Origin of the sequence: Lysinibacillus sp. 38-6, from assembly GCF_046245175.1 — a bacterium.
GTDB lineage: Bacteria > Bacillota > Bacilli > Bacillales_A > Planococcaceae > Lysinibacillus.
This window is the reverse complement of sequence record NZ_CP176417.1, coordinates 240,010-265,161: the sequence shown is the minus strand read 5'-3', so window position 1 is coordinate 265,161 and position 25,152 is coordinate 240,010. Positions and strand designations below refer to the sequence as shown.

At 37.4% G+C, this 25,152-nt stretch carries 29 protein-coding genes; 12 read left to right on the top strand and 17 right to left on the bottom strand.

The window, feature by feature from the left end:
- Positions 1-9 precede the first annotated feature (9 nt).
- From ACKVEV_RS01390 to ACKVEV_RS01370, 5 genes are all read left to right on the top strand, one after another.
- Positions 10-648 (top strand): PspA/IM30 family protein, encoded by a 639-nt coding sequence (locus tag ACKVEV_RS01390; RefSeq protein ID WP_409368603.1) that lies wholly within the window; start codon positions 10-12, stop codon positions 646-648.
- A gap of 98 nt (positions 649-746) precedes the next feature.
- Positions 747-1,874 carry an alpha/beta fold hydrolase gene (locus ACKVEV_RS01385; RefSeq protein WP_409368602.1) on the top strand — a complete coding sequence of 376 codons (1,128 nt, stop codon included), beginning with the start codon at positions 747-749 and terminating at the stop codon, positions 1,872-1,874.
- A gap of 25 nt (positions 1,875-1,899) precedes the next feature.
- The gene (liaF, locus tag ACKVEV_RS01380) at positions 1,900-2,580 is read left to right on the top strand and encodes a cell wall-active antibiotics response protein LiaF (protein ID WP_409368601.1); all 681 of its coding nucleotides are present in this window, start codon (positions 1,900-1,902) and stop codon (positions 2,578-2,580) included.
- The gene (locus ACKVEV_RS01375) at positions 2,577-3,614 is read left to right on the top strand and encodes a sensor histidine kinase (protein WP_409368600.1); all 1,038 of its coding nucleotides are present in this window, start codon (positions 2,577-2,579) and stop codon (positions 3,612-3,614) included. The genes liaF and ACKVEV_RS01375 overlap by 4 nt, the downstream gene beginning before the upstream one ends.
- Positions 3,589-4,221: a response regulator gene (locus tag ACKVEV_RS01370; RefSeq protein WP_409368599.1), complete on the top strand. Its 633-nt coding sequence runs from the start codon at positions 3,589-3,591 to the stop codon at positions 4,219-4,221. The genes ACKVEV_RS01375 and ACKVEV_RS01370 overlap by 26 nt, the downstream gene beginning before the upstream one ends.
- Here the strand turns inward: ACKVEV_RS01370 and ACKVEV_RS01365 are convergent.
- From ACKVEV_RS01365 to ACKVEV_RS01355, 3 genes are all read right to left on the bottom strand, one after another.
- On the bottom strand, positions 4,200-4,595 hold the full coding sequence (locus tag ACKVEV_RS01365) for a hypothetical protein (RefSeq protein WP_409368598.1): 396 nt from the start codon (positions 4,593-4,595) through the stop codon (positions 4,200-4,202). The genes ACKVEV_RS01370 and ACKVEV_RS01365 overlap by 22 nt on opposite strands.
- Positions 4,596-4,657: 62 nt before the next feature.
- Positions 4,658-5,170 carry a hypothetical protein gene (locus ACKVEV_RS01360; RefSeq protein WP_409368597.1) on the bottom strand — a complete coding sequence of 171 codons (513 nt, stop codon included), beginning with the start codon at positions 5,168-5,170 and terminating at the stop codon, positions 4,658-4,660.
- 311 nt (positions 5,171-5,481) lie between these two features.
- Positions 5,482-6,258, bottom strand: a complete 777-nt coding sequence (locus ACKVEV_RS01355) for a sulfite exporter TauE/SafE family protein (protein ID WP_409370477.1) — start codon at positions 6,256-6,258, stop codon at positions 5,482-5,484.
- A gap of 90 nt (positions 6,259-6,348) precedes the next feature.
- Here ACKVEV_RS01355 and ACKVEV_RS01350 point away from each other — a divergent pair, with 90 nt between their 5' ends.
- Both ACKVEV_RS01350 and ACKVEV_RS01345 read left to right on the top strand, forming a co-directional pair.
- The gene (locus ACKVEV_RS01350; protein ID WP_409368596.1) at positions 6,349-6,615 is read left to right on the top strand and encodes a LysR family transcriptional regulator; all 267 of its coding nucleotides are present in this window, start codon (positions 6,349-6,351) and stop codon (positions 6,613-6,615) included.
- A 6-nt stretch (positions 6,616-6,621) separates the two neighbouring features.
- Complete coding sequence (locus ACKVEV_RS01345; RefSeq protein WP_409370476.1) at positions 6,622-7,230, top strand: LysR substrate-binding domain-containing protein; 609 nt, start codon at positions 6,622-6,624, stop codon at positions 7,228-7,230.
- Between the two features lie 140 nt (positions 7,231-7,370).
- Here the strand turns inward: ACKVEV_RS01345 and tkt are convergent, their stop codons facing one another.
- Positions 7,371-9,365, bottom strand: a complete 1,995-nt coding sequence (gene tkt, locus ACKVEV_RS01340) for a transketolase (protein WP_409368595.1) — start codon at positions 9,363-9,365, stop codon at positions 7,371-7,373.
- A gap of 220 nt (positions 9,366-9,585) precedes the next feature.
- Positions 9,586-9,819 carry a DUF896 domain-containing protein gene (locus ACKVEV_RS01335; RefSeq protein WP_402924214.1) on the bottom strand — a complete coding sequence of 78 codons (234 nt, stop codon included), beginning with the start codon at positions 9,817-9,819 and terminating at the stop codon, positions 9,586-9,588.
- Positions 9,820-9,990: 171 nt separating this feature from the next.
- On the opposite strand from ACKVEV_RS01335, the gene ACKVEV_RS01330 reads away from it, so the two are divergent.
- Positions 9,991-10,527, top strand: coding sequence for a GNAT family N-acetyltransferase (locus ACKVEV_RS01330; RefSeq protein ID WP_409368594.1), 537 nt, complete (start codon positions 9,991-9,993; stop codon positions 10,525-10,527).
- Here ACKVEV_RS01330 and ACKVEV_RS01325 read toward each other — a convergent pair.
- Together ACKVEV_RS01325 and ACKVEV_RS01320 are read right to left on the bottom strand one after the other, a co-directional pair.
- Entirely contained in the window at positions 10,524-11,186 is a 663-nt protein-coding gene (locus ACKVEV_RS01325) for a recombinase family protein (RefSeq protein ID WP_409370475.1), read from the bottom strand. The two genes, ACKVEV_RS01330 and ACKVEV_RS01325, sit on opposite strands and share 4 nt — an antisense overlap.
- Positions 11,186-11,500 (bottom strand): LysM peptidoglycan-binding domain-containing protein, encoded by a 315-nt coding sequence (locus ACKVEV_RS01320; RefSeq protein ID WP_409368592.1) that lies wholly within the window; start codon positions 11,498-11,500, stop codon positions 11,186-11,188. Before ACKVEV_RS01320 ends, ACKVEV_RS01325 begins: the two co-directional genes overlap by 1 nt.
- 165 nt (positions 11,501-11,665) lie before the next feature.
- Here ACKVEV_RS01320 and lexA point away from each other — a divergent pair, with 165 nt between their 5' ends.
- Positions 11,666-12,283, top strand: a complete 618-nt coding sequence (gene lexA / locus ACKVEV_RS01315; RefSeq protein ID WP_409368591.1) for a transcriptional repressor LexA — start codon at positions 11,666-11,668, stop codon at positions 12,281-12,283.
- Positions 12,284-12,323: 40 nt separating this feature from the next.
- On the opposite strand, the gene ACKVEV_RS01310 is transcribed toward lexA, so the two are convergent.
- The 10 genes from ACKVEV_RS01310 to ACKVEV_RS01265 form a co-directional block, all read right to left on the bottom strand.
- Complete coding sequence (locus tag ACKVEV_RS01310) at positions 12,324-13,043, bottom strand: gamma-glutamyl-gamma-aminobutyrate hydrolase family protein (RefSeq protein ID WP_409368590.1); 720 nt, start codon at positions 13,041-13,043, stop codon at positions 12,324-12,326.
- An 11-nt stretch (positions 13,044-13,054) separates the two neighbouring features.
- On the bottom strand, positions 13,055-13,807 hold the full coding sequence (locus ACKVEV_RS01305; protein ID WP_409368588.1) for a prepilin peptidase: 753 nt from the start codon (positions 13,805-13,807) through the stop codon (positions 13,055-13,057).
- Positions 13,808-13,862: 55 nt separating this feature from the next.
- The gene (locus tag ACKVEV_RS01300) at positions 13,863-14,564 is read right to left on the bottom strand and encodes a potassium transporter (protein ID WP_409368586.1); all 702 of its coding nucleotides are present in this window, start codon (positions 14,562-14,564) and stop codon (positions 13,863-13,865) included.
- A complete protein-coding gene (locus tag ACKVEV_RS01295; protein ID WP_409368584.1) occupies positions 14,561-15,157 on the bottom strand; it encodes a PilN domain-containing protein in 597 nt (198 codons plus the stop codon). The genes ACKVEV_RS01300 and ACKVEV_RS01295 overlap by 4 nt, the downstream gene beginning before the upstream one ends.
- On the bottom strand, positions 15,154-16,128 hold the full coding sequence (gene pilM, locus ACKVEV_RS01290; RefSeq protein WP_409368582.1) for a type IV pilus biogenesis protein PilM: 975 nt from the start codon (positions 16,126-16,128) through the stop codon (positions 15,154-15,156). Before pilM ends, ACKVEV_RS01295 begins: the two co-directional genes overlap by 4 nt.
- A 104-nt stretch (positions 16,129-16,232) precedes the next feature.
- Positions 16,233-16,730, bottom strand: coding sequence for a prepilin-type N-terminal cleavage/methylation domain-containing protein (locus ACKVEV_RS01285; protein ID WP_409368581.1), 498 nt, complete (start codon positions 16,728-16,730; stop codon positions 16,233-16,235).
- A 103-nt stretch (positions 16,731-16,833) separates the two neighbouring features.
- Complete coding sequence (locus ACKVEV_RS01280; protein ID WP_409368580.1) at positions 16,834-18,039, bottom strand: type II secretion system F family protein; 1,206 nt, start codon at positions 18,037-18,039, stop codon at positions 16,834-16,836.
- Positions 18,036-19,088, bottom strand: coding sequence for a type IV pilus twitching motility protein PilT (locus tag ACKVEV_RS01275; protein WP_409368579.1), 1,053 nt, complete (start codon positions 19,086-19,088; stop codon positions 18,036-18,038). Before ACKVEV_RS01275 ends, ACKVEV_RS01280 begins: the two co-directional genes overlap by 4 nt.
- A 12-nt stretch (positions 19,089-19,100) precedes the next feature.
- Positions 19,101-20,771 carry a GspE/PulE family protein gene (locus ACKVEV_RS01270; RefSeq protein WP_409368578.1) on the bottom strand — a complete coding sequence of 557 codons (1,671 nt, stop codon included), beginning with the start codon at positions 20,769-20,771 and terminating at the stop codon, positions 19,101-19,103.
- An 18-nt stretch (positions 20,772-20,789) separates the two neighbouring features.
- Positions 20,790-22,151, bottom strand: coding sequence for a VanW family protein (locus tag ACKVEV_RS01265; RefSeq protein WP_409368577.1), 1,362 nt, complete (start codon positions 22,149-22,151; stop codon positions 20,790-20,792).
- A gap of 291 nt (positions 22,152-22,442) precedes the next feature.
- Between ACKVEV_RS01265 and ACKVEV_RS01260 the strand changes: the two genes are divergently transcribed.
- From ACKVEV_RS01260 to ACKVEV_RS01250, 3 genes are read left to right on the top strand one after another with little or no spacing between them, the layout of a single operon-like run.
- Positions 22,443-22,877 (top strand): prepilin-type N-terminal cleavage/methylation domain-containing protein, encoded by a 435-nt coding sequence (locus ACKVEV_RS01260; protein WP_409368576.1) that lies wholly within the window; start codon positions 22,443-22,445, stop codon positions 22,875-22,877.
- Entirely contained in the window at positions 22,870-23,439 is a 570-nt protein-coding gene (locus tag ACKVEV_RS01255; RefSeq protein WP_409368575.1) for a type II secretion system protein J, read from the top strand. Before ACKVEV_RS01260 ends, ACKVEV_RS01255 begins: the two co-directional genes overlap by 8 nt.
- Positions 23,440-23,459: 20 nt before the next feature.
- On the top strand, positions 23,460-25,145 hold the full coding sequence (locus tag ACKVEV_RS01250; protein WP_409368574.1) for a hypothetical protein: 1,686 nt from the start codon (positions 23,460-23,462) through the stop codon (positions 25,143-25,145).
- The last annotated feature ends 7 nt before the right edge of the window (positions 25,146-25,152 follow it).

Genomic DNA, 25,152 nt, shown 5'->3' with positions numbered 1-25,152 from the left:
GAATAAAAGATGAACTTATTACAACGTTTTAGATATACAATTGAGGCAGATTTACATCAGTTATTTGATAAAAAGGAACAAAAAAATCCTATCGCTATGTTAAACCAATACATTCGCGAGGCGGAAAAGCAAACAGAACAAACGGGGAAATTATTAGAACGCCAAGGTAAGCTTAAAGAAAAAATGGAACTTGAGCTTAAACAAAATGCTGAATTATTAACAAAACGTGAAGCGCAACTGCAATTAGCGATGGCAAGCGGTGAACAAGACTTAATCGATTTCGCCTCTGACGAAGTAGCAGCTTATACAGCTCGTAACCTTACATTACAAGCAAGCATCGAGGCAAGCACACGTGAATACTTCGAGCTTGAACGTAAATTTGAAACAATGAAGCACAAAATTAAAGATATGAAAGTTCGCCAATTACAACTAATGGGCAAAGAAAATGTGACGCGTGCGCACCATCAAATGGACGGCATGCTTGCCAACAACAACAAAGCCAACTTCGAGGATTTAGAATCTTATATCGATAAGCTTGCTCATCGTATCGACAAAGATCACGAAATCACAACTTTTGAGGCACGTCTAGCTGCACTAGAAAAAAATACTACTGAAGCTACTTCGCCCCTACTCATTGAAAAGAAATAACATGGTATAATGGAAAGAAATAAGGGATGCCTCATTTATTGAAGCATCCCATTTCTTTGAATATAGGGGGAATAAAAAGAGATAAAGGATAATGATAAATGACAAAGAATAAAAAAAGGAAACGGTTTAATCTATTGATTACTATATGTATTTTTACTTTTCTTATACTTATGTTTTTGACTATCGTATTGTTAGGTTATCGTTTTATCGCACAACAGCACATTCAACAAAAAAGTAGTGAACTAATTGACAATGGTGGGATTAGCGAGCTAAAAGAATTAAATGTCAATGGAGACAGACAGTTTCTATTAGTTGAAGGCCAAGACAAAAACAAACCATTTTGTTTATTTTTACATGGTGGGCCGGGTTCGCCGTTCCCATATGGCGTCAGCGCACGAACATTATATCCGGAAATAACCGATAACTGTGTAGCTGTGTATTATGATCAAAGAGGTTCAGGAAAAAGTTTTAACAAAGAGTTATCGCTTACAACCATGAACTTACGTCAATTCACAGATGATGCCAATGTTATCGTTGATTATATTAGAGAAACGTATCAGCAAGAGAAAATCTTCGTTATTGGTCAATCATTTGGTACAGTGATTGGCACTCAATTAGTCGCAAAGTATCCAGAAAAATTTTACGCCTACATGGGCATATCTCAACTAACGAGTAGTAGTAAAGGGCAAGAACTTGGTTATAATTGGTTAAAGGATGAAGCCATTGCTAATGATGATAGGAAAACACTCCGACTATTAAAGAAGTTAGGAAAAGGACCCTATCTAGCAGAGGATGAAGATCAATTTAGTAATCTTATTAATCAATATAAGGGTATGAATTATTTTGATGAGACAATTAAAAAAGTGAATGTTTTTAGTTTAATAAAAGGTGCGTTTACTTCTCCAGATTACTCTATACAGGATTTATATAAGGCATTTATTTCAGGGCCACAATTTAGCCTGATCAAAAGCACCGAACTGAAAAAGGAAATTATTGAGACGGATTTTTTTAATTCTGTAAAGCGGATTGATGTCCCTGTTTATTTTATTCAAGGGAAATACGATAAACAGACAAATTATGAATTAGCCAAACAATACTATGAATTTCTAGATGCACCAAATGGTAAACAATTTATCACGTTAGAGCACTCTGCCCATTATCCAAATGCACTTGATGCGGAGATCATACCTCAAACGATTAAGTTGATGGTAGAAGCTCGTTATTAATTTAGTAGAAAGAAGGGTGACCCTCTTGCAAAACTTTACAACGAACAAACTTACATTTTGGGTGCTATGCTTCTTTTTACTCGTTTTTGTAGAGCTCACAATTTTCAATAATGGTGGCGCTTTTTGTTTACTTATAGGCGCTGTCCTGCTTTATTTAAGCTTTTCAAAAAATAAACGATTTTTAAAATGGTCAGGCATTTTCTTTATTGCCATCTCCCTCTTTACGATGTGGAGTTTGCGCTTCTTTATCGTACTATTGCTCTTATACATGCTCTATCAATACTTACAACGAGAAAATGAACCGAAAATCGTGACAGTAGAATTCGACAAGCTATTCGCAACGAAAAATGAGCTTTTCGGCACCATTCCTGCTCCTGAAGACGCCTATAAATGGCAAGATGTGCAAATTCAACGTCTTGCGGGTGATATTACGATTGATACGACTCAAACGATTTTACCTGCTGGCCCAAGTCTTATTACGATTCGACAAGGCATTGGCAAAGTGCAAATTTATGTTCCTTACGAAATTCCGTTTCGTTTACATTACACAACGTTATTCGGCGAATTTACTTGTCTGCAAGGTGGGCCCCAACGACTACTGAATGAAAGTATCGTCGTGTCCGTTGGTAACCCGGAAGATGCCAAACGTACCCTCATCATTCATGTTGCTACTTGGCTAGGAGATTTGGAGGTGTTACGTAAATGATTGCCTATCTATCAAGAGTATTTACGTTATTTTTCATATTCATTGGTGCAGCATTCGGCCTGCTGTTTGCTGTCTGGGGCCAACCTACTGAAAAGACTTGGCAACCTTTATGGCAACAAAACTATGACAATATCCCATTAGGCGGCGTTATACTAATTAGTCTATTTGCGCTTAGTTTATTCATTGCCAGTTGGATTAGTATGACTGCTCGCGCAAGAGAGGCGCAGGCTACCCACTTTGTAAAAGAATTAATTGAGCCTGATTTCGTCCTACCTAAAAAGCAAGCATTACCGAAACCATTAAAAAAAGCACTTGTACAAACGAGCGAGTTAATTGATACACAACGAAAAAGCTTGCAGCGCCTTTCCAATGAACGGGCTGAAGCAAATGATAAAGTCATTCAAGAGCGCATCATTGCCGAGCGTCAACGTCTGGCACGTGAGCTCCATGACTCGGTTTCACAGCAATTATTTGCCGCTTCGATGCTACTTTCAGCCTTAACAGAAAGCGATGAAAATGCGAAAAGTTTAAAACAAGTCGAAAAAATTGTTCAGCAGGCTCAGCTGGAAATGCGTGCATTACTATTGCATTTACGTCCTGTGGCATTGCACAATAAAACACTTGCACAAGGCTTAGAGGAATTGATTATCGAGCTACAACAAAAAGTTTATTTTCATATTGAATATGAGCTAGAAGAAATGTCTTTAACAAAGGCAGAGGAAGACCATTTATTCCGTATTGCGCAGGAAGCTTTATCGAATACGTTGCGCCATTCCAAAGCAACAGAGGTGGAACTCCTTCTCGTTGCCCGAGACGATTTAGCGATATTACGTATTCAAGATAATGGTCTTGGCTTTGATGTAGAAGCGGATAAATCGACCTCTTATGGTTTACAAAATATTGCCGAGCGCGCGGTGGAAATTGGTTGTAAGTATAAAATTGTGTCAGTACCTGGAGAAGGTACGATTGTAGAAGTAAAAGTTCCACTACAAAAGGAGGTTGTTGAAGTTGATCCAAGTATTAATAGTGGATGACCACGAGATGGTACGAATTGGCGTATCTGCCTACTTGTCAGCACAGCCTGATATTACCGTTGTCGGGGAAGCGGAAAATGGCGCGGAGGCTGTTGAACGTGCCCTCGCCCTTCGCCCCGATATTATTTTGATGGACAATGTTATGCCTGTCATGACTGGAGCAGAAGCGACCGTGAAAATATTAGAAGCGTGGCCTGAGGCGAAAATCATGATGGTTACAAGCTTTTTAGATGATGACAAAGTTTATCCTGCCCTAGAGGCTGGTGCGATTAGCTATATTTTAAAAACGTCTAACGCCAAACAAATTGCCGATGCCATTCGTAAAACAATGGGCGGTGAAACCGTTCTAGAACCAGAAGTCACGTCTAAAATGATGCACCGTATGCGCTACGGGACGAATACACCACTTTACGAGCAATTAACTGAGCGTGAAATGGAAGTATTATTACTAATGGCAAAAGGCAAAGCCAATCAAGAAATCGCCGATGACTTATACATCGCCCTAAAAACTGTAAAAACCCATGTCAGCAATATTTTAGCAAAACTAGGCGTCCAAGATCGCACACAGGCAGTAGTCTACGCCTTTCAAAATGGTCTAGCGAAGTAATCTTCTTTAAGTAGCAAAGTTAGTGGCGATTCACCGGGGGTTTGTGGCGATTTGCTGAAGTTTCGTGGCGGTTCGCCGAGGGATAGTGGCGATTCACCGTAGTTTCGTGGCGATTCGCCATGTTTTAATGGCGATTCACCTTGTTCTATCAGCGATTTACCTTGTTCTATCAGCGATTCACCTCGTTCTATCAGCGATTTACCTCGTTCTATCAGCGATTTACCTCGTTCTATCAGCGATTTACCTCGTTCTATCAGCGATTTACCTCGTTCTATCAGCGATTTACCTCGTTCTATCAGCGATTTACCTCGTTCTATCAGCGATTTACCTCGTTCTATCAGCGATTTACCATCTACTATTATCGAAAAGAACAAAAAATCCGCATCGCTCAATAAGAGCGTTGCGGTCTAAATGTCGCCGTTTATAAATATATTTGTTAATTATTTGTTTGTTTTATTCTATCTAATAAAGCAAATAAACTCCAGTAACCATTTATTAAATCCTCATTTGTATCTCCATTCAAAGCAACGCCAAAAGTAGTACCTTTATAATAACCGATAAAATAATCTTGAGCATGATTTTCAAATGTATTTTCGTAAGTGTGGTTAGGTATTATAAAAGCTGAAATAGCTTTGTCAGACTGAACAAATACTATAGGTATAGAAGAATTTAAATAAAATTGAGTATATTGTTCATCGGAAGCTTCTTGTAAATAATTTTTAGTAATCATAATAGCATCAAAAGACATTTCATTTTTTTTATGTAAATCTTGCAAAGTTATTTTTTTGAATTTTATATTTTTTTCTTTAATTAATGTAGGTATTTCTCCTACAAGCCCAATTTCTATATTGTTTATTTCAGGTTTTTTAACGATATTTACTTCTTCTTTATTTGAACATCCAACTAATAAGAATAAAAAAAGTAAGAGAGAAAAAAGATTTTTAATCATTTAAAATCACCTTTTACATTTTTTTATGCTTTATGATAAAATTCCTTTTAATAATATTATCATATTGAAAAGATTGAGAATAAGAAAAAAATATTGATATCGCTTTTGATTTTAGTTCTACTATTCCTTTGTGCCGCGAAAATACGCTCAATGATTTCTTTGACCTTCGTATAGATTTGTTAAATGTCATAAAAATATTTTACGTTTATGGCGATTCGAGTACTTATAGTGGCGAATGACCACCAACTATCTAAAGGGTAACTGAAACATTAGGATTCAGCTATCCTTTTGCTTCTTAAATGACCCATCTATTAGAATAATAAATCACGAACAACTTGTGCAATTAATATAAGGAAGATGGCAGGCATAGTGATTTGAAGCCATTTCGTTTGAATATACGGCACCAACTTCATGCCTAAGTGAGATCCCAAAATCGAACCAACCGTAACCGGAATAGCAATGCCCCATTGAACAATGCCAAAAAGAAAATAAAAAACAAATGCACTCATACAACTAGAAAACATCACAAAACGTGTTAATTCAACAGCCTTTTGATAGCTATAGTGCTTCTTCAAAAAATATAGACTATTCATCAATGCAGACCCCGGTCCAAAACCACCATCATATATACCGATGAAAAATGGTGTAATAAACAATGGCTTATGTTCCCGATCACCTACTACTTCCATCCCTAACTTTCTATTATGTTTGAGTACCATAAAAAAGGAAAAAACAAGAATAAAACAGGCCACCATATTCATGGTTTGTTCGGACAAACGTGTTGCTAAAAATGCACCTGATATACCCCCGAAACTTGCCATCATCATAAACGGCACCATCTTTTTTAGGGCTATTTCCTTTCTACATAATAATGTAATGACATTTGTAAACGAAGAAATACCTGTTGCAAACTTATTCACTGCTACTGTTGCATGAATAGGTACACCTACTAATAACATGGCTGGGAGTAAGACAAAGCCTGCTGCCCCAAACATAACACCAATCATCGCTGCTATTACGCCGATAAAACATAATAGCAGTCCATCTACTGAAAACCATTCATTTACTAGAATAGCCAATTCACTCACCTCCCTTTCTAAATTACTGTTATAATTTACATAAAACAAATATATAATTTTTTCCTATTCATAAAAAATTTTTATAATATGGTGATAACTATGAACTTACATGCACTAAGAATTTTTACAAAAGTTGCAGATTTAGGGAGTATAACAGCTGCAGCAAATGACTTACTGTTAAGTCAACCTGCTGTGACGATTCAAATTCGCAATTTAGAAAAAGAGTTGGGTTTGAAACTAACGGAAAGTAAAGGACGCGGCATTCAATTAACAGAAGAAGGGCGCTTTGTTTATGAACAAGGACTACGCTTATTTCACTTGGAAGCACAAATTGAGGATAAGCTTAAACTATTTGTCGCCAAATAAGAAAAAATTCATATTGCAACCTCGTACATTCCAATTAATTATGTCCTACCTGAATACATCGCTAATTACAAACTAATGAATCCGAATGTAGAATTTTTCGTATCACTTGGAAATGTAAAATCAGTTGAAGATAAAGTTCGCCATTACGAAGCTGATTTCGGATTTGTTGTTCAAAGTAATATTGGGCATGAAGAGCTATATTTTGAAAAGTTAATGGAGGTCGAATTTGTATTTGTTGCACATCCATCACATCTATTAGCAAATCAAGTTGTCTCATTAAGTGCGTTATCCCAAGAAGAATTAATTTATCGTGAAAAAGGAAGTTCAACACGCGATTTATTAGAAGCTATTTTTTATGCACAAAATAGTCCTTTGCCTAAGATAGGCCTACAGATGCAAGGTTTATTTGAATCGTTAAAGGCTGTAGAAGCTGGCTATGGTATTGTCCTCGCCCCACTTCTTAGCGTAACAAACAGCATAGAAACGAATAGATTGGCCCCTATCTTTATAAAAAATGTAGAGATTAAACAAAGTTTATTTATTTGTACTAGAAAAAGCGAATTGACAAACCCGAAATTTGTAAGTTATTTACAAGAACATTTTATATTGAAATAACAATAGCTGCTAGGACGTTAAATTTCTTAAAAACAGATTAGCTATATGTACAATCATTTTTAGGACAAAAAAAGTACACCACTATATAAGTGATGTACTTTTTGTTTAGTTACAGTATAACGGTATTTTAACGCTAAATCTTATAGTGCTTTCACTTTCGCTACAACATTTTCTACAGTGAAGCCGTATTTTTCCATAACGATTTCGCCTGGTGCTGAAGCGCCGAACTTGTCGATTGCAAGAACGTCTCCTTCAAAGCCAGTGTATTTGTGCCAACCGAATGATGCGCCCATTTCGATTGCTAAACGTTTCGTTACAGCTTTTGGAAGAACAGATTCTTTATAAGCTGCATCTTGTTTTTCAAAGCGATCCATTGATGGCATAGATACGACTGCTACATCAATATCTTCAGCTTTTAATGCTTTTTGTGCTTCGATCGCCAGTGAAACTTCAGAACCTGTTGCAATTAAAATAGCATCTGCTACTTCTTTTGAAGCAGGTGATACAGTGTAAGCTCCTTTTGTCACACCTTCGCGAACTGTTTCGATTGACGCGTCAAGCACTGGTAAGTTTTGACGAGATAATACTAATACAGTTGGTGTTTTTTCAGATGATACAGCAAGTTCCCATGCAACGGCTGATTCGTTCGCATCTGCTGGACGAACAACAGAAAGGTTTGGCATTGCACGTAATGAAGCTAAATGTTCGATTGGTTCATGTGTTGGACCATCTTCCCCTACAGCAATGGAGTCATGTGTGAATACATATGTCACAGGAAGACCCATTAATGCAGAAAGACGTACAGCAGGACGAACGTAATCAGAGAATACGAAGAATGTTCCGCCAAAGACGTTTAGACCGCCGTGAAGAGCCATCCCGTTCATAGCAGCGCCCATTGCGAATTCACGTACACCAAACCAAATATTGCGACCAGCATAATCGTCTGCTGAGAAGTCGCCTGCACCCTTCATCGTCGTTTTATTTGAACCAGCAAGGTCAGCTGAACCGCCGAAGAATGATGGAGTTTTCTTTGCAATGGCGTTGATTGCCTCACCTGAAGATGAACGTGTTGCGACAGATTTACCTGCTTCATATACTGGCAATTCTGCTGCGAAATCTGCTGGTAGCTTACCATTCATCGCATCTTCGAATTGAGCTGCTAATTCAGGGAACTCTGCTTTGTAAGCTTCAAATTTTGCATTCCAAGCTGCTTCTGGCTGTGCACCTTGTACTTCAGCTGCTGCATTGAATGTATCATATACTTCAGCAGGAATTTGGAATGGCTCATGTGCCCATTCATACGCTGCTTTTGTTAATACAACCTCATCCGTACCTAGTGGCGCACCGTGTGAATCTGCTTTACCTGATTTATTTGGAGAACCAAATCCGATGACAGTTTTCACTTCAATTAAAGTTGGCTTGCCAGTAGATTTTTTTGCTTCTTCGATTGCTTGGTTAACAGCTTCTACATCTGTACCGTCAGCAACTTTTAAATAGTTCCAGCCATATGACTCGAAACGTTTTTGTACGTTTTCAGAGAATGATTTTTCTAAATCACCATCTAAAGAAATATCGTTTGAATCGTATAATACGATTAATTTTTCAAGTTTTAAGTGGCCTGCTAATGAGATGGCTTCAGCTGCAACGCCTTCCATTAAGTCGCCGTCGCCGCAAAGCGCAAATGTATAATGATCGACAATATCATGTCCTGGTTTATTGTAAGTAGCAGCTAAATGACGCTCTGCCATTGCCATACCAACTGACATGGCAATCCCTTGACCAAGTGGACCTGTAGTTGCCTCAACCCCAACAGTATGACCGTATTCTGGATGACCTGGAGTTAATGAATCCCATTGACGGAAGTTTTGGATTTCTTCCATTGGTAGGCCGTAACCGCCAAGGTGAAGTAGGCTATATAAAAGCATAGAGCCGTGACCTGCTGAAAGTACGAAACGATCGCGGTTATACCACTTTGGATTAGCCGGATTGTGGCGAAGTTGTTTTGTCCAAAGCGTATAAGCCATTGGCGCTGCCCCCATTGGTAAGCCTGGGTGACCTGAATTTGCTTTTTCAATTGCATCGATTGACAATGTTCGGATAGCATTAATCGCTAGTTGATCCGCATGTTGAGTCATTTTGTTGTGACATCCTTTCTCGTCCTATATATTGTTCTACTACAGTTTAGTCAACATTGTCTTAGAAAACAATGCTTTTGTTATACTATTTGCGATTTATGACATACTTTATCATCATTCTGTAACTTGCTTTTTAAAATGAAAGTACCGAATGACGAATACTATACAGCTATAACAATATAAAACCTACTTGTTTTAGCATTGTATTAATTGTGACATATTAATTTAAAAATTTATTTTTTTTCGCTTGTTTTACCTTTTCAGGTGTAACGTCATTACCTTCTTCATCGACAACTTTCACATTTTCAATTGTATCGCGCATTGTAGCTCTAAACGTATCTAAATATTCTTTGCGAAGAGAAGTACGCTCTTTCGCTTCTTCCTCCGTTAAATTGCCTGCTTTTGCTTTTGCTGCTAATTCATTAATTCGTTTAATTTTTTCTTTTGATAACATTGTGACACACCTTTCAATACCTTTATTACTTCAGTATGCAAAGTATAGCATGCTTTCCCTTAAAATGCAGTTATACCAACCCTTAATAACACATGTTAGCCATCATTTACATGACTTCCAGATGTTAGTGCTGTATAACTAATAATAACAGAAATGATTTGGAGGAATAAGGTGAATATTACAACACAACGACTATTGATTCGCAAATTTGAAGTACAAGACTTTCAGGCTGTCTATAGCTATATGTCCAATGTGACCGTGATGCACTATATGCCAGAGGGCGTTTGTACTGAACAGCAAGTCCAAACATTTATAACAGAAAATAGCGGCGAGCAAGCCAAACATTTTGCTATTGTTTTACGCGAAGAGCCCCAAGTCATTGGTCATCTAGTATTCCACCAATACTTCGGCGACCATACATATGAAATTGGCTGGGTGTTACATCCTTCGTATTATCGTAAAGGCTATGCATCAGAAGCAGCACATGCCCTTTTAGATTATGGCTTCACGGAAATGAAGCTTCATCGAATTATTGCCACATGCCAACCTGAAAATATTGCTTCCTATCGGGTTATGGAAAAAATCGGTATGCGACGTGAAGGATATTTTAAAAAATGTATCCCGCATGGGGACGCTTGGTGGGATGAATACTATTACGCTATTTTGCAGGAAGAATGGCGAGAAAAAAAGATTAGCAGTGCAAATTAATTGCCTGCTAATCTTTCTTGGTGTTCTTGATAGCGCCTATGTACTGTTGCTTTACTCACATCAAAGCCAAGGCCTCTCAATGTAATTGCTATTTCTTCAAATGTAAAGCCCCGATTGCGCAGCTTCACAATTTCTTCGATTGGCACTTCTTTTCGTTCCTGACCGTTCGGATTGCCGCGATTGGACAAGTTTTGTTCAGGACGATAGCCATTTTCTACTGCACGACGCATACCGCGACGAATTTTGGCATTATGGATTTTACGTTGATATTCTTCAACAATGGCTAATATTTCAAGCAACATTGTATCCATTTCATTTAATTGTAAAGGCCCTGCATCACGCATAGAAAAAACATCTGTCTCTGTTTTTTGCAATAAATGGAGTACAGCCATTCGTGCATTACCACGTCCTAAACGTGTTTCATCCTGCACAAATAAGGCTTGTATGTCTTTTTCTTTAATGAAATCTAGCATTTCAAGCAATCCTTCGCGTTCTACATCATAGCCGCTATGCTTATCTTGAAAAATACATTTCACTTCATAGTTTTGTTCTTTCGCATAGCGTAGCAATTCCTCTTGCTGTCGCTCCAACGAAGAACTTTGTGTTTCTTTGTCGGTACTAACACGGCAGTAAATAACAGCCGTTCGTTGTTTAGTCATCATTTTTCACTTCTCGCAATTTCAATTGAATTGGTGGGTAACGCTTTGTCCCCCACGACTGGTATAACAAGTGATTTTCCAGCAACTATTTTCACGCTATGTAATTCGTTCTCGGCTTTCACAAGCTTTATCCAGTCATCCGTACCCATTTTACCACGGTATTGTTCGGCTAACGACCATAAGCTATCGCCATGTTCGATATAAATTTCAGTGTAAGTAATGTCTCCAGGATCAGTAATAATAAGGTAACCTGCAAAAAGTAAAAATGCGCCTAATAAAATAGAAATATGTGTATTTTTTTTAAACCAATTCATTCATCTTTTCCCCTTTTCAGAATGTTTGTTCGGAATGTATGTTCTTATAATAAAACGAACAAATGTTTTTGTCAAACACTTTTCGAACCTATGTTTGCATAAGTGTTCGCATTCTGCTATACTATCAAATAAGAAGAATGATCTAAAAAAAAGAGGTGAGCAATCATGAAAAAAGTTTCGAAAAGACAAGAGGACATACTAGCGTTTATTAAAGAAGAAGTACGCGCAAAAGGGTATCCACCATCTGTACGTGAGATTGGTGAAGCAGTTGGACTTGCATCAAGCTCAACCGTTCATGGCCATTTAGCTCGTTTAGAACAAAAGGGCTATATTCGTCGAGATCCTACTAAACCACGTGCTATTGAAATTTTAGAGCCTGAAGATTCGATTCAAAAGCAAAGCGTTATCCATGTTCCACTCGTTGGGAAGGTAACAGCTGGTTCACCGATTACCGCGATTGAAAATATCGATGAATATTTTCCTTTACCGGATATTTACGGCACAAGTGAAGATCAACTATTTATGTTAGAAATCATGGGAGAATCGATGATTGAAGCAGGTATTTTTGATGGGGATCTCGTGATCGTCAAACAAAAAGCAACTGCTGATAACGGAGATATTGTCGTTGCCATGACGGAAGAAGATGAAGCCACTGTTAAACGTTTCTTCAAGGAAAAAAATCATTTCCGCTTACAACCAGAAAACGCTACAATGGAACCGATTATTGTAGACCAAGTTTCGATTTTAGGACAGGTAGTTGGCTTATATCGCCGTGTACATTAATGCATTCTCATACTTATACAAACAACAAAGAGAAGCATAATTATGCTTCTCTTTTATATTTCAAGCTCGCATTGACGAAGGCTGTAAAAATTTTCTGTGCAGCTAGATCTCCTACAATTGCTTGTTCCTCTGGATGCCATTGAACTGCTAGACAAAATGGGAATTCCTCATGAACAACCGCCTCAATTAAACCGTCACTCGATTTTGCTGCAACCATGAACTTTTCTGCCAAAACATTGACAGCTTGATGATGAAAGGAATTCACTGCAATTTTTTCTTCCTCCACAATCGTTTTTAGCAACGAATCTGTTATTTGCACATAATGTGTAGCAACACCACGAGCCGCTTGTTGTGAATGTTTTAACAGCCTACTACTATGGTATTCGCTATCAATATCTTGGTATAAAGTTCCCCCTAACGCCACATTGAGCATTTGCATACCACGACAGATACCAAAAATCGGCATATGCCTTGCAATCGCCGCATGTATTAGCGCAAGTTCCACTTTATCTCGTTCAGGGTGAATCTGTCCTAGTTTCGGTAATGGCTCTGCACCAAATTCAAATGGATGAACATCATGTCCACCAGATAATAATAAGCCGTCTGTCAGCGATAAAACCTGTGCTGCATCTTCCTCTACCCCTAATGGAATAATCAGCGGGATACCACCAGCCTCTATGATACTTTTGCTATAGGCTACATTTAATCGTGATGATAAATCATCTTCTGCAAACGCTGTTATACCGATAATCGGTTTCATTTCTATACCCCCTACCATAATCCTACATACCAATCTATTAAGACATTGCCATAGAAATACACGAGTACTGCCGCTAAGGCAATCGATGGTCCAAATGGAACTGGCGTTTTGCGACCTTGTTGCCGTACTTTAAGCACGACTATCCCTACCACCATACCAATGACCGCTGCGATAAATAAGGTCAATAACGTCTGGAGCGTCCCAAGTACAAGACCAAGTAAAAAGAATAATTTTATATCGCCACCGCCCATTCCACCACGCGATACGACAGCGATACCATATAATATGCTAAATCCTACGACAGCACCTACGATACTATCCCACCATGGCGTTAACGGTGATAATACTCTGCCTAAAGCTAATAATGGCAAAAAGAAAAACAACACTTTATCAGGAATTAGCATATAGGCAAAATCTGAAACCACGATGATTATTAATAAAGAGATGAATAATAGTGCGACGACAAACTCTTGGCTAAAACCGATTCGCCAATAGGAAAAAGCAAATAATCCCCCTGTTAACAGCTCCATTAGCGGATAAATCCAGGAAATTTTTTGCCCACACCCTCGACATTTTCCACCTAAAAATAAATAAGACAGCACCGGCACTAAATCTATTGCCGTTAATTGCCTCTGACAGGTCGTACAGTGCGAAGGAGGAAAAACAATCGACTCCTTCTTCGGCACACGTAAACCGACAACATTAAAAAACGATCCAAAAACGAGTCCAAAGACGAAAATTAGTATTGTATAAGCCATATCCATTTTTATTGCCTCCTAAACCAACAAGCGCCCATACGTTGGAGTATGCGCGCCTTCTTTATTGTTCACCCTCGTAGTAGAACGTTGTTACTTGGACGGTAGCGGTAATAGTAGAATCTGCATCTTCCACAATATTGTCCTCTTCCCCAGTCAATGTGATATCTAAAGTGTCAATTTTCATCACACGTTCAATTTTTTCAATTTCCTTTAAAAATTCCAGCATAGCTTTCGTATCAATAGCGGCAACATCCATACTAAACGTCACTAATTTCAGCTCTGCTGGTAAGGACTCTTTGACAATGGTAGTCGTTGGTAATACGCTATCAACCTCTGCTTCTTCTGATTGGTTGCTGTTTTCAGTAGTTTGTTGCACTGTTTCACTTACATCTTGGCTGTTTGGATCCATCATCGTCGAGTCTAGCACAAGTGAATCATAATGATTAAATTCTACAGCTTCAACCCGTGTTCCAGTCACCGCTTCAATTTCTTCGATATTGCGAATAACACCTTCGATAGCACGCGTTTGCGGCACTTTTTTACGCAAAGCTAAAACGCTTGCACCATGTGATTGCTGCACCGTATCCATCGTAGTAATTTGCTCCTGAATCGCTACAATTTCTTGTTGCAGTGCGTTAACGTCCTTTTCCTTCGCTTCTACCTCTTCCAGTTTAGGTGTCAGTAGATAGTAATAGAGTGCAAATAACAGGGCTGCAACAAATGCTGTCAACAAAAGAATCGCTGAGTTTTTGCTACTTGTCATGATTCACTACCTCCAACTAAAAAAATAAAGTCAATTGCTAACGAAATGGTTACCGAATAACGAGGCAATTGTTGATATTTATCTTGTGCATTTACTTCGTTCTGCTCTCCTATTGCTAAATCAAAATTTTCAATTGTCCCAACTTGTACATCCGTAAAATAGGGGCTAACGTTTAGTTTATCAAGATAGTTTGAAATAGCTGACATCGTTTCAAAATCAGCCGTAATTTCGATGTTTTCCTCACCAAATTGATAGTTTCGTAAATACGTGTGCTCCGGCAATAATGCTTGTGTCTCATCAATTAACGGTGTCACAGGATAAGAAACATGATTGACAAATTGCACAGATTGCTCAAGCGTTCCTGCATTCATATTGCGTATACCATCTAATTCTATTTGTAATTGCGTTTGTTTGGATGTTAGCTCGATTTCCTGTGCATTTAATTGCTTTATTTCACCTCTCGCTTGGAAATATAAAAAAATCATATAGGCTATTACAATCCCTACAAGTGCAATAATGCCGATATATACGAGGATAGGTGCTGATTTTTGCTTTTCTAAATTCGGTAAGAGGTTTATTTCTGGAACCATCATTGGACCTCCTTCAAAGCTAGCCCTATTAGACTCGCAAATTTCTCTGAAAATTGCGGGAATGATTTTTGCACCATGGCGTCATTTAACACAGTGATAGGTAGCGTAAAATTATTACTTAAAAACTCATTAATCGTAGGCAATAATGGGTTATCGCCTAAAAGGAAAATATCATCTACACTTTTCTCACCTTTATGTAACGAAAATTTAAAAAAGTTCATAATACGATCAATTTCTAGAATCTGATCCGTGAGTGTCAATTGATAGCCATCTTGCTCATCGATTAAATGGAATGAGTAGTTAAATTCTTCCTGCTCTTTCGGTTGCCATTTTGCTAAGTTTGTTTCAAAAGATTGATAGCGCAAAAACTCTAGTTGACCATATGAATAAATACTAATGGATAATTCATTTATCGACCAATCTGCTATCAAATATGTTCTATCATTTTCTAGTAATTGCATGTAATCTAAAAGGCGAATATTGCACAGGGCACGAATATCTGCAGCCTGAGGTTCTAACGAGACATCGAGCAACAACCCTATCGTTTTATTTACTTCCTCTGACGGTGCTGCAAATAACATAGCCTGCCCATCATGAGGGGTTGGATCATAGACATCTATAAGTGGCTCATTAAAAGGAAGATGAATCGATTGTCCTAGCTCCATCTCGGCATAGCTCCTTAACTCTTTTACCTCCACATCACGTGGATGCTCAAAGCTTTTGAGCAACACAGATGTATCTGGTACAAAAATACGCGCATTTTGCTTTTTTCCTGCCCACTTGGCGACATTATTTTTCATTAAATCAAAGAAAACCATTTCATCATGGATAATGGAATCTTCGACTATTCCTTGCGACAACGGCAACTCATAGCCCTTCCACTGTGATGGATCAGCACCTTTTGCCACAAGCGCACGCAAAACATAATCCTTGATTTCAATCGACACATGCGAATTCTTTTTCTTTTTAAACATGTGAAAAGATGCCTCCTTTTGCCTGAATAAAGTGTTAAGTTTTAACCATCCATTTCCCAACCAGAAGCGCAATGTTGACTACGCTTCTGAGTGAGTTGGGAGGGTTACGGTGTTGCTGGTTTTGATATAACTTTATCATTATTTAATTTAGAGCCCTTGTCTTTATCATTATTAATAGCATCAATTGTTGCACTAGTAAATTTTACAACTTTTCCATTCACCTTTTGCTCAGAGTCTCCCGTAAGTTCATGTGGTTTTCCTGATGTAACAGTAGCAGTTAACGGAATTTTACCTCTAGATTCCAAATATTTTGCATGTTGCAATTGAGCAACAGTTATAGAAGTAGTTGTTACAGCACCTGCATCTCCAGTAGCATCTGACTCACCACCTGGATTATCTGTATAATATAATTGTGCAGCATTTAATACATTGATTGCATCAGCTTTTACTGCATTATAGCGAGAATTATCAATAATATTCCCAATAGCCGGAATAGCAATAGCTGCAACAATTGCTAGAATAACGATAACAGCCAATAACTCAATCAATGTTAAACCTTTTTGATTTTTTAATAGTTTTTTGTTCAGTAATTTTTTGAACATGGTATGTTCCTCCTTTAATAATTTAATATAATTAGTGCAAAAACACGGACACCCATAACGACGATAACTTTTTTTACATCACCTCCTTTAAGTAATTGTTTATTTACATACTTTCGTATAGTGCGAACATCGGTAAGAAAATTGCCGCTACAATCACACCTACAACGCCCGCTAACACTAGAATCATCAATGGTTCAATCAGCGATTTTAATGTATCGACTGAGCGATCTACCTCGTCCTCATAGAAATCTGCTATTTTTTCTAACATGTAATCGAGTGAACCTGTTGTTTCACCAATCGATGTCATTTGCGTTACTAGCGGTGGGAACAGCCAGCTTTTTTCTAGAGGCTCCGATAAAGTTCCACCTTTTTCAAGATTGTCTCGTGCCTCTAGCACAACTTTCCCTATTACTGGATTCCCTACAACTTTCTCCACGATCGTTAGCGCCTGTAGTATGGGTACTGCACTACTAAATAAGGATGATAGCGTTCTTGTCATTCGTGCAATGACATTTTTTTGCAACAAAACACCAAATACAGGGATTCGTAGTACCGCATAATTCACATTGTAATGAAAAACCTTATTATGATTGTAAAAATACCTAAATAAAATGACGGTCATCAATAAAATGCCAATCACTATATACCAGAATTCAACTAACCAATCGGACACACTGACGACAATAACGGTTAATAGTGGCATTTCTAAATCCATATCCTCGAACGTCGCCATAAATGTTGGCACGATAAAAATCATTAAAAACATTCCTACCGCTACTGTCAGCACTGACAAAATCGCTGGATAAGTTAGTGCCGATTGTACTTTTTTCTTTATTTTAAATTGCTTTTCTAACGTACCTGCTAGTCGCTCTAAGGTGTCATCCACATTGCCAGTCGCCTCTCCAGAACGCATCATATTGACGAACATCACTGGAAAAACCTTTGGATGTTTGGCCGCGGCATCTGAAAATGAAGTACCACTACGAATATCTTCTTCAACTTGCTCTAACGCCTTTTTCAACACTTTACTTTTCGTTTGCGCGCCCAAAATATGTGTGGCTTCAACGATTGACACACCAGCACGGATGAGCGTTGCATATTGCCGACAATATATAACGAAATCCTGATGCTTCACTTTACCACCGAAGTTTAATTCTTTATGCAAAAGGCTTTTCGATTCTTCTAGCTCTCGGGCATTAATACCTTGCGCACGTAATTTTTCAAGCGCTGCCTTTTTATTTATCGCATCAATAATGCCCTTTTTTTGTGTACCAGTTTTAGTACGTCCGCTGTAGCGAAAAACGGTCACTGATAGTCACCCGCATTCATAAAAGGCCTTGCATCCTCTAAAGAAATTTTTCCCATAGAGATTAGCTGCTGCATGGAGGATTCCAATGTATGCATACCGAGTGCACGACTTGTCTGCATGACACTTGGAATTTGATGAACCTTTTCATTTCGAATTAAGTTAGCGATTGCCGGTGCCTGTACTAATATTTCCGTTGCTGCAATGCGCCCCTTTGCATCTTTTCGAATAAATAATCGTTGCGATATTATGCCTACCAATACATTGGCTAACTGCACACGAATTTGTCCTTGCTGATGGGGTGGGAAGACGTCGATAATTCGATCGATCGTTGTTGGCGCACTACTTGTATGCAATGTCGCCATTACTAAGTGACCCGTCTCTGCAGCTGTAATCGCTGTTGAAATTGTTTCATAGTCACGCATCTCCCCAACTAAAATTATGTCAGGGTCTTGTCGTAGTGCAGCACGTAAACCATTCGCAAAGCTTTGTGTATCCACGCCTACTTCACGTTGATTGATGACCGATTTTTTATGGGTATGTAAATACTCAATAGGGTCTTCAAGTGTAATAATGTGCTTAGATTTTGTTTCATTAATATAGTCAATCATCGCTGCTAGTGTAGTCGATTTCCCTGAACCGGTTGGGCCGGTTACTAAAATTAGCCCCTGTGGTTTTTCAGCTAACTGATACAATACTTGTGGCATATTTAACGATTCAATCGATGGAATCTTTGCTTCAATTAAACGTGCGGCAATTGTCACCTCATTACGTTGATGGTAAGCATTGACACGGAAACGACATTTCCCGGGCAATGAATAGTTAAAATCCGTTTCACCTTTGTCATGAAATTCTTGACGTTTATGATCGGGCAAAATGGCTTCCACCATTGTTGTTAATTCTTCGGAGGTAAGTGGTTTATTCCCATAATGCTCCAACTGACCATGAATGCGGTATACAGGTGGAATCCCCATTGTTAAATGTAAGTCTGAAGCCTTTTCCTCAAATGAACGTGTCAAAAGTTCTTCAATAGTTCGCGATGTTGTCATCATACGGTTCACATCCTAGTCTACATTGGCTACACGTAATACTTCTGAAGTTGTCGTTTGTCCATCTACTACTTTTAACAACCCATCTACTAGTAACGTGTAATAGCCTTCTTGTTTCATATAGTCGCGAATAGCACTATCACCACTACGATTTAAAATCATCTCTTTAATCGTTCGATCAATCGGTAATATTTCATGGATGGCCATTCGCCCACGATATCCAGTTTGATTGCATGAAGGACAACCCCGTCCACGTCTGCCATGTGTTACGCCTTCTATGCCATTTTGTAGCATGATTTCTAATTCATGCTTTGTAAATGTGTAGGTCTCTCCACAATCTCTACAAACTTTCCGTACTAAACGTTGGGCCATAATGCCGACTAACGAAGACGATAGTAAAAATGGTTCAATCCCCATATCCTGCAAACGAGAAATGGACTCCACTGCACTGTTTGTATGCAACGTACTTAATACTAAATGTCCTGTTAATGAAGCTCTCACTGCAATTTGCGCTGTTTCAAAATCCCTTATTTCACCAATCATCACAATATCCGGGTCTTGTCGCAAAATAGAACGTAAACCCGTTGCAAACGTTAATCCTACTTCTTCTTTTACTTGAATTTGATTGATGCCATCGAGTTGATATTCAACAGGATCTTCTACGGTTATAATGTTCACGCCTTCTTCATTTAAGTTACTTAAAGCTGCATAAAGCGTGGAAGATTTCCCTGAACCTGTAGGGCCTGTAATTAGCATAATGCCATTTGGATGTGCAATCATATTGCGGAAAAACGCTTCATTACGTTCCGTAAATCCAAGCTGATCTATTGAATTCGCCACATTACTTAAATCCAAAATACGCATGACGACTTTTTCTCCATAAACAGTAGGGAGTGTAGAAAGCCGAATATCTACCGGCTTGAAATTGACATTTGTTTTAATACGTCCATCTTGTGGAATACGGTTTTCTGTAATATTTAAATTACCCATAATTTTAATACGCGCTAATACAATATTTTGCATATGTTTAGGCAAAGAGCGTTCCGTTCTTAACACACCGTCTACACGATAACGAACCCGCAAATCGGTTTCCTGAGGATCAAAGTGAATATCACTCGCACGCTGAGCAACACCATTTGCGATAATTTGATTAACAAGACGTACAATTGGAGAATCTTCACGTTCAATTTCTACTTGTGTTTCTACAGCTGTTGCCCCAATATCTTGCAATGCTGCTTCCATTGATTCTTGTAAATCATAATATTTCGTAAGTGTTCGATATAAATCATCTTTTGCAGCAATACTCGTTTCGATTTGACAGCCTGTCGCCATGCGAACCTCTTCAATTGCAAAATAGTCCATCGGGTCTGCCATCGCGATAAATAGTTTGTTTTTCTCACGCCGAATTGGAATAATATTGGCACGCTTTGCTAGCTCTGCCGGTACAAGTTGCAGTAAATCCGGGCTAATTGAGTATTGATTTAAATGAATATGAGGAATGCCTAATTGAAACTCAAGTACTTCAATTAATTGTTGCTCCGTTAAAATATTTTCTTTAATAAGAAAATCGCCTAACTTTTCATCTTTCGTTTTAGTTGAAAGAGCATACTCTAGCTGCTCTTTCGTAATAACTCCCGATTCAACTAGTAAATCCCCTAAACGCTTTCGCCCAGTTCTTATAGCCATCTGCATATGCTCCTCTCATTACGGACTTGTTTGTACAAAATTCCCACCTTTATCGTAGTAACCATAAACAATTTCTGGATCATTTGTAGTAGCTGGCGTTGTTGCACTTGAAGACTCACCTGTATTCGTCGGACTGCTATTATTAGCTGTTTTATTTAAAGGTTGTGCTGGTGAATCTGCTAAGCCATCCCCATCTAAATCAAGCTGTAAATCGGTATCATTTGCAGTGCTTACTCCTGCACTTACGGCAGGTTGTCTTGACGATTGCACGACAATTTTATTAATCGGTGCGTAGTAATCGCGGCTCACCAACTCTTCCCTTGTACTACCGTTTTCTAATATAGATCGATACACTTCGACCCGCACACCTTCTTCTCCATTTTGTATAACCTCTTCTTGACCAATCGCTAAATCTTTGGAATAACGAGTAATGATTCTTGGCTGGATGATTTTATCTTTACTTACGCGGACTGTAATGTCTTTTTCTTTGCTTTGAGCAAGCAATTCTACTTTTAAAGCGTCATTTTCAATCATAAGTTTTAACTTACTCGGTTGATTGCCATTATTGATAAATTGCAAATCTTTATTGATTACGCGATTCACTGCTGCATCCAAGCCTTGTTGTAAATATTCAATCTTTTTCTCTTGCGAATGTCGCTCTAAAATCTCAAATTCCGTTTGAAGTGCAGTATGATAAATTAAGGAAGCAACAAAATTCAAGCCCTCACTATTGGCTTCCTCAAACTTTTCTCCTAGAGCATTTAACAATGAGAACGGCTCATTCGGAGCGATAATCGTGTCATTTAACGTATTTACGAGTGCTAAAACGCCTAAAGCATTGGTTGGTATTTGCTCTATGGATAAAGCTAAGCGCTCTGCTTCCATCGAAGTCGTATCTGCAACGGTTGCTTCAATGTTATGTTTATTCAAATAAGATGCTTGCGATATTACGGCATTTAAAGTCGTTTCAGTCTCCCAGACCCCCATAGATTCTAGCTGTTGTTTCAGCTGATTGTCCTCAACTACATGTAGCGGAATATGAACCGTTCTCTTCCCTTCCCAAAAAGCAAACCATGGCTTGTTCGTTAAACTACGGTATTCGGCTACCGAACTCGCCACGTCAAATACTAATAAGTTAGGATCTAGTGAAGTTGTCACACCTGCACCTTCAAGTGTAATTGGCGTATCCTGCCAAACATTAATCGCTTCTTGCAAGGCTACTTCTATTGCTTCATCTTCTAAATTTTTGACTAACACGCCTCCAATCGTAGACCCATCACCTTTTGCTAGCGCTTGTTCAATGATTATATTAGGAAGCCAAATAGCTAAAAGAACTACTAAACCTATTAGTATCGCACCTAACTTTAAATGTAATTTCATAGCCTCACGACCTTTGTAAAATTATTGAAAAATTAAATGTCTATTCTATCACTTGTAATCATTACTATATATCTACCATTTTATGATACTACAAAGATAATACATTTGAACACATCTTTTAACCTAAAAATTGTATTGTTTTCAAACATTCTGTAACAAAAGTGTGTAATTTCAATCATTTCACTATATTGTAAATGTGGTTTTCAACCTATATACTTAGGTTTAATGTACCTATCAATTTGTAACATTACGGAATTTTTGGATAAATCACTCTATAATCGAGGTGAGTCTATGAAAAGGATAAAATCACAGCGAGGATTTACGTTAATCGAAGTCGTGGCATCGTTAGTATTAATATCAATTATTTTATTAAGCTTTGCTCAAATTTTTATATCTACCAATAAAACGGCAGCATTAAACAATGAAAAATTAGTGACTGTTAATTTAGCAGATGCAGTATTAGCTAAGGTCAAATCTGAGTCCCTTCCTAAACTATCATCTAACAACTTAAATGATTATTTCAAAAATATGGATACCACAATAAAAGTAAACGATAAGTCTTATAAAATTACCTATAGTCCTAGTCAATACAGTGATAAGAACAAAAAATATACAAATTCTAATTTTACCGAGCAGGAATTAAATTTAATAAAAGTAGTAGTCACAATAACTTCTCCTAATGAAAAAACAAAAGGCTCCTCGGAAGGATATGTTTCTATTGAATAAATATATAAAGAAGCAAGATGGTTTAACATTACTAGAGTTACTAGCAACGATTGTTATTCTAGCAATTATTTCAACTCTGGTATTTTCAATGCTTATTAAAACAATTGAAACAAATAAAAATATTCAACAAGAAACTAAACTTAGAGATGAAGCTGATCTCATCATTAGCAAATTTATTAAAACCCTTTATTCAACAAACCAAAATCATATTGTTCGGAATACAGGCAATCAATATATAGAAATCACAAACGATTCATCTAAATGTAAGAAGACGGAAGATGGTACGTGGATTATTAACAATTCATGTATACAGACTTTAGAACCTCTAGGATTTAAAACCGAAAACAATATTACTTACATTTATTTTAAAAATGAAAAATATAATGTCCAAAATAGCGGGATAAGAATTTCTAATAAATCAAAGATAATCGGTGATCCTGTGATAGATTCCATTTACGAAATTAATTTAGAGCTTGAAATTACTAAAAAACGTTCAAATAAAGACCAGATTAAAACAATGGTATTTATTAATCAGATTCAGCCAATTATTAATTCAAAATAGTCGATGAAAGGAGCTAGTTTATGAGAACTTTTTGGAAAAATGAAAACGGCTACTCACTATTAATAACCTTTGCAATAATCATTATTTTCACTGTACTCGGTTTGAGCCTTCTTACTTTAACGACAAGTGGCATTACGAAAAACAATACACGGGAAGAAATTGTACAGGCGCAGGATTTATCGGACAAAGGGATTGAATATGCAGTCAAGGATATTCAAGCTTTTCTAGCAAAAAACATCAAAGACAATCCGATGGGAAAGACCGCATTTGAATTATTTCTAGAGAATACTTTGAAATCACCTAAGCTGAGTTGCACTAGTGGCATTAAGATCCCTGCAGAAAATAAAAACGAAACGAATGTTTGTATTGAAAAGATTGAACGAATTTCCAGCGAAGAAAAAGATCAGTACAAACGCCTTGTAACATTTAAAAGTACAGGTAAAGTAAATAACAGAGAGCATGTAACTAGATCACAAGTAATCATTGGTACTGATGCTATTCCAGATCAGTTACGCTATGCGGTTTCTTCAAACGATAACGGAAGTATCTATTTTTACGGAGGAGTAGACATTAAAGGGGATATTAAAACAGCAAAAGATTTAGTAATTCATAATCAGGGATATTATTTATCAGGGACTACTCCAAGCTGGACTAATAGTGTTTATACCAGGTTAAAAGCAGACTCAAAAAGTGTGACTCCTAAAATAATACTACCAGAATCAGGTAATTTATTTGTGACTAATAGTATTAAACATCTTAAAAGCGAAAGTAATATACTTAATTTAGATGTAAATAAAAATCTCTCAAGCTATACTAAATACAAAGTGACAGACCCGGCTCTTCAAACCTTTGCTCGTTCAACATTTTTTGATTCAAAAAATGTCTCTATTGTAACGAAAACACTAGATGCAGACAGTGTAAAAATACAAGAAAAAGTTACAAATTCATATCAAAATAGTAGCTATACAGAATTTTATAAAAACTCATTAACAATCACTAATAGCAATAAAAACAGTGTAAATTTAACAAAAAATGATGTTGTATTAATTGGAGGTACTAAAACTATAAACACGACTTGCAAAACGTATAATGGTAAATATTGTATTGAATGGAACACTCGAGAGGAGTTTTTAAAAGGGAGCTTTAAAATTAATGCAAGTCCTGTTAATTTAAGAGGGCAATATCTTGTTTTTGGAGACCTTACTATTTCAAATTCTACCCTAAACAGTGATGCAATTATTTACGTAGACGGAGATGTATATATAACTGATAGTACACTAAATGGATTAGGCTCTAATGGCACTTTAATTATTTTCGCTTCAGGTCAAATCAAACTTATTAATATTTCTAAATACGAGGAAGTATCAAGTAAAATCAAAGGATTCTTCTATTCACAAGATACATTAAATATATTTGGTGTGTTTTCTAATATACAAATTCAAGGTGGAATTTCAGCTAAGAATATTGTTTTATCCGCTGTTAGAGGTAAATATACTTCAGGAGGTTCTACTGACACAAGCGCAAAACAAGGAGAATTAGTTGATCACGATAAGGACCCAAATACTCCACCAATACCATCTAAATCTTCTCGACTAAGCATTATATACGATCAAGATTTAATCGAATCATACACCTCCTTTAAACGGGATGAAGAAGAAGAGTTTATTACAGAATTAAACGACCCCGAAACAATAAATCGATATTAAAAACAAT

Excerpts from the sequence above, each read along its gene's own strand:
- ACKVEV_RS01390 (WP_409368603.1), top strand. The coding sequence starts at position 10 with ATGAACTTATTACAACGTTTTAGATATACAATTGAGGCAGATTTACAT.
- ACKVEV_RS01385 (WP_409368602.1), top strand. The coding sequence starts at position 747 with ATGACAAAGAATAAAAAAAGGAAACGGTTTAATCTATTGATTACTATA.
- ACKVEV_RS01375 (WP_409368600.1), top strand. The coding sequence starts at position 2,577 with ATGATTGCCTATCTATCAAGAGTATTTACGTTATTTTTCATATTCATT.
- ACKVEV_RS01360 (WP_409368597.1), bottom strand. The coding sequence starts at position 5,170 with ATGATTAAAAATCTTTTTTCTCTCTTACTTTTTTTATTCTTATTAGTT.
- ACKVEV_RS01350 (WP_409368596.1), top strand. The coding sequence starts at position 6,349 with ATGAACTTACATGCACTAAGAATTTTTACAAAAGTTGCAGATTTAGGG.
- tkt (WP_409368595.1), bottom strand. The coding sequence starts at position 9,365 with ATGACTCAACATGCGGATCAACTAGCGATTAATGCTATCCGAACATTG.
- ACKVEV_RS01335 (WP_402924214.1), bottom strand. The coding sequence starts at position 9,819 with ATGTTATCAAAAGAAAAAATTAAACGAATTAATGAATTAGCAGCAAAA.
- ACKVEV_RS01325 (WP_409370475.1), bottom strand. The coding sequence starts at position 11,186 with ATGACTAAACAACGAACGGCTGTTATTTACTGCCGTGTTAGTACCGAC.
- ACKVEV_RS01320 (WP_409368592.1), bottom strand. The coding sequence starts at position 11,500 with ATGAATTGGTTTAAAAAAAATACACATATTTCTATTTTATTAGGCGCA.
- lexA (WP_409368591.1), top strand. The coding sequence starts at position 11,666 with ATGAAAAAAGTTTCGAAAAGACAAGAGGACATACTAGCGTTTATTAAA.
- ACKVEV_RS01310 (WP_409368590.1), bottom strand. The coding sequence starts at position 13,043 with ATGAAACCGATTATCGGTATAACAGCGTTTGCAGAAGATGATTTATCA.
- ACKVEV_RS01305 (WP_409368588.1), bottom strand. The coding sequence starts at position 13,807 with ATGGATATGGCTTATACAATACTAATTTTCGTCTTTGGACTCGTTTTT.
- ACKVEV_RS01300 (WP_409368586.1), bottom strand. The coding sequence starts at position 14,564 with ATGACAAGTAGCAAAAACTCAGCGATTCTTTTGTTGACAGCATTTGTT.
- ACKVEV_RS01295 (WP_409368584.1), bottom strand. The coding sequence starts at position 15,157 with ATGATGGTTCCAGAAATAAACCTCTTACCGAATTTAGAAAAGCAAAAA.
- pilM (WP_409368582.1), bottom strand. The coding sequence starts at position 16,128 with ATGTTTAAAAAGAAAAAGAATTCGCATGTGTCGATTGAAATCAAGGAT.
- ACKVEV_RS01285 (WP_409368581.1), bottom strand. The coding sequence starts at position 16,730 with ATGTTCAAAAAATTACTGAACAAAAAACTATTAAAAAATCAAAAAGGT.
- ACKVEV_RS01275 (WP_409368579.1), bottom strand. The coding sequence starts at position 19,088 with ATGATGACAACATCGCGAACTATTGAAGAACTTTTGACACGTTCATTT.
- ACKVEV_RS01270 (WP_409368578.1), bottom strand. The coding sequence starts at position 20,771 with ATGGCTATAAGAACTGGGCGAAAGCGTTTAGGGGATTTACTAGTTGAA.
- ACKVEV_RS01265 (WP_409368577.1), bottom strand. The coding sequence starts at position 22,151 with ATGAAATTACATTTAAAGTTAGGTGCGATACTAATAGGTTTAGTAGTT.
- ACKVEV_RS01260 (WP_409368576.1), top strand. The coding sequence starts at position 22,443 with ATGAAAAGGATAAAATCACAGCGAGGATTTACGTTAATCGAAGTCGTG.
- ACKVEV_RS01250 (WP_409368574.1), top strand. The coding sequence starts at position 23,460 with ATGAGAACTTTTTGGAAAAATGAAAACGGCTACTCACTATTAATAACC.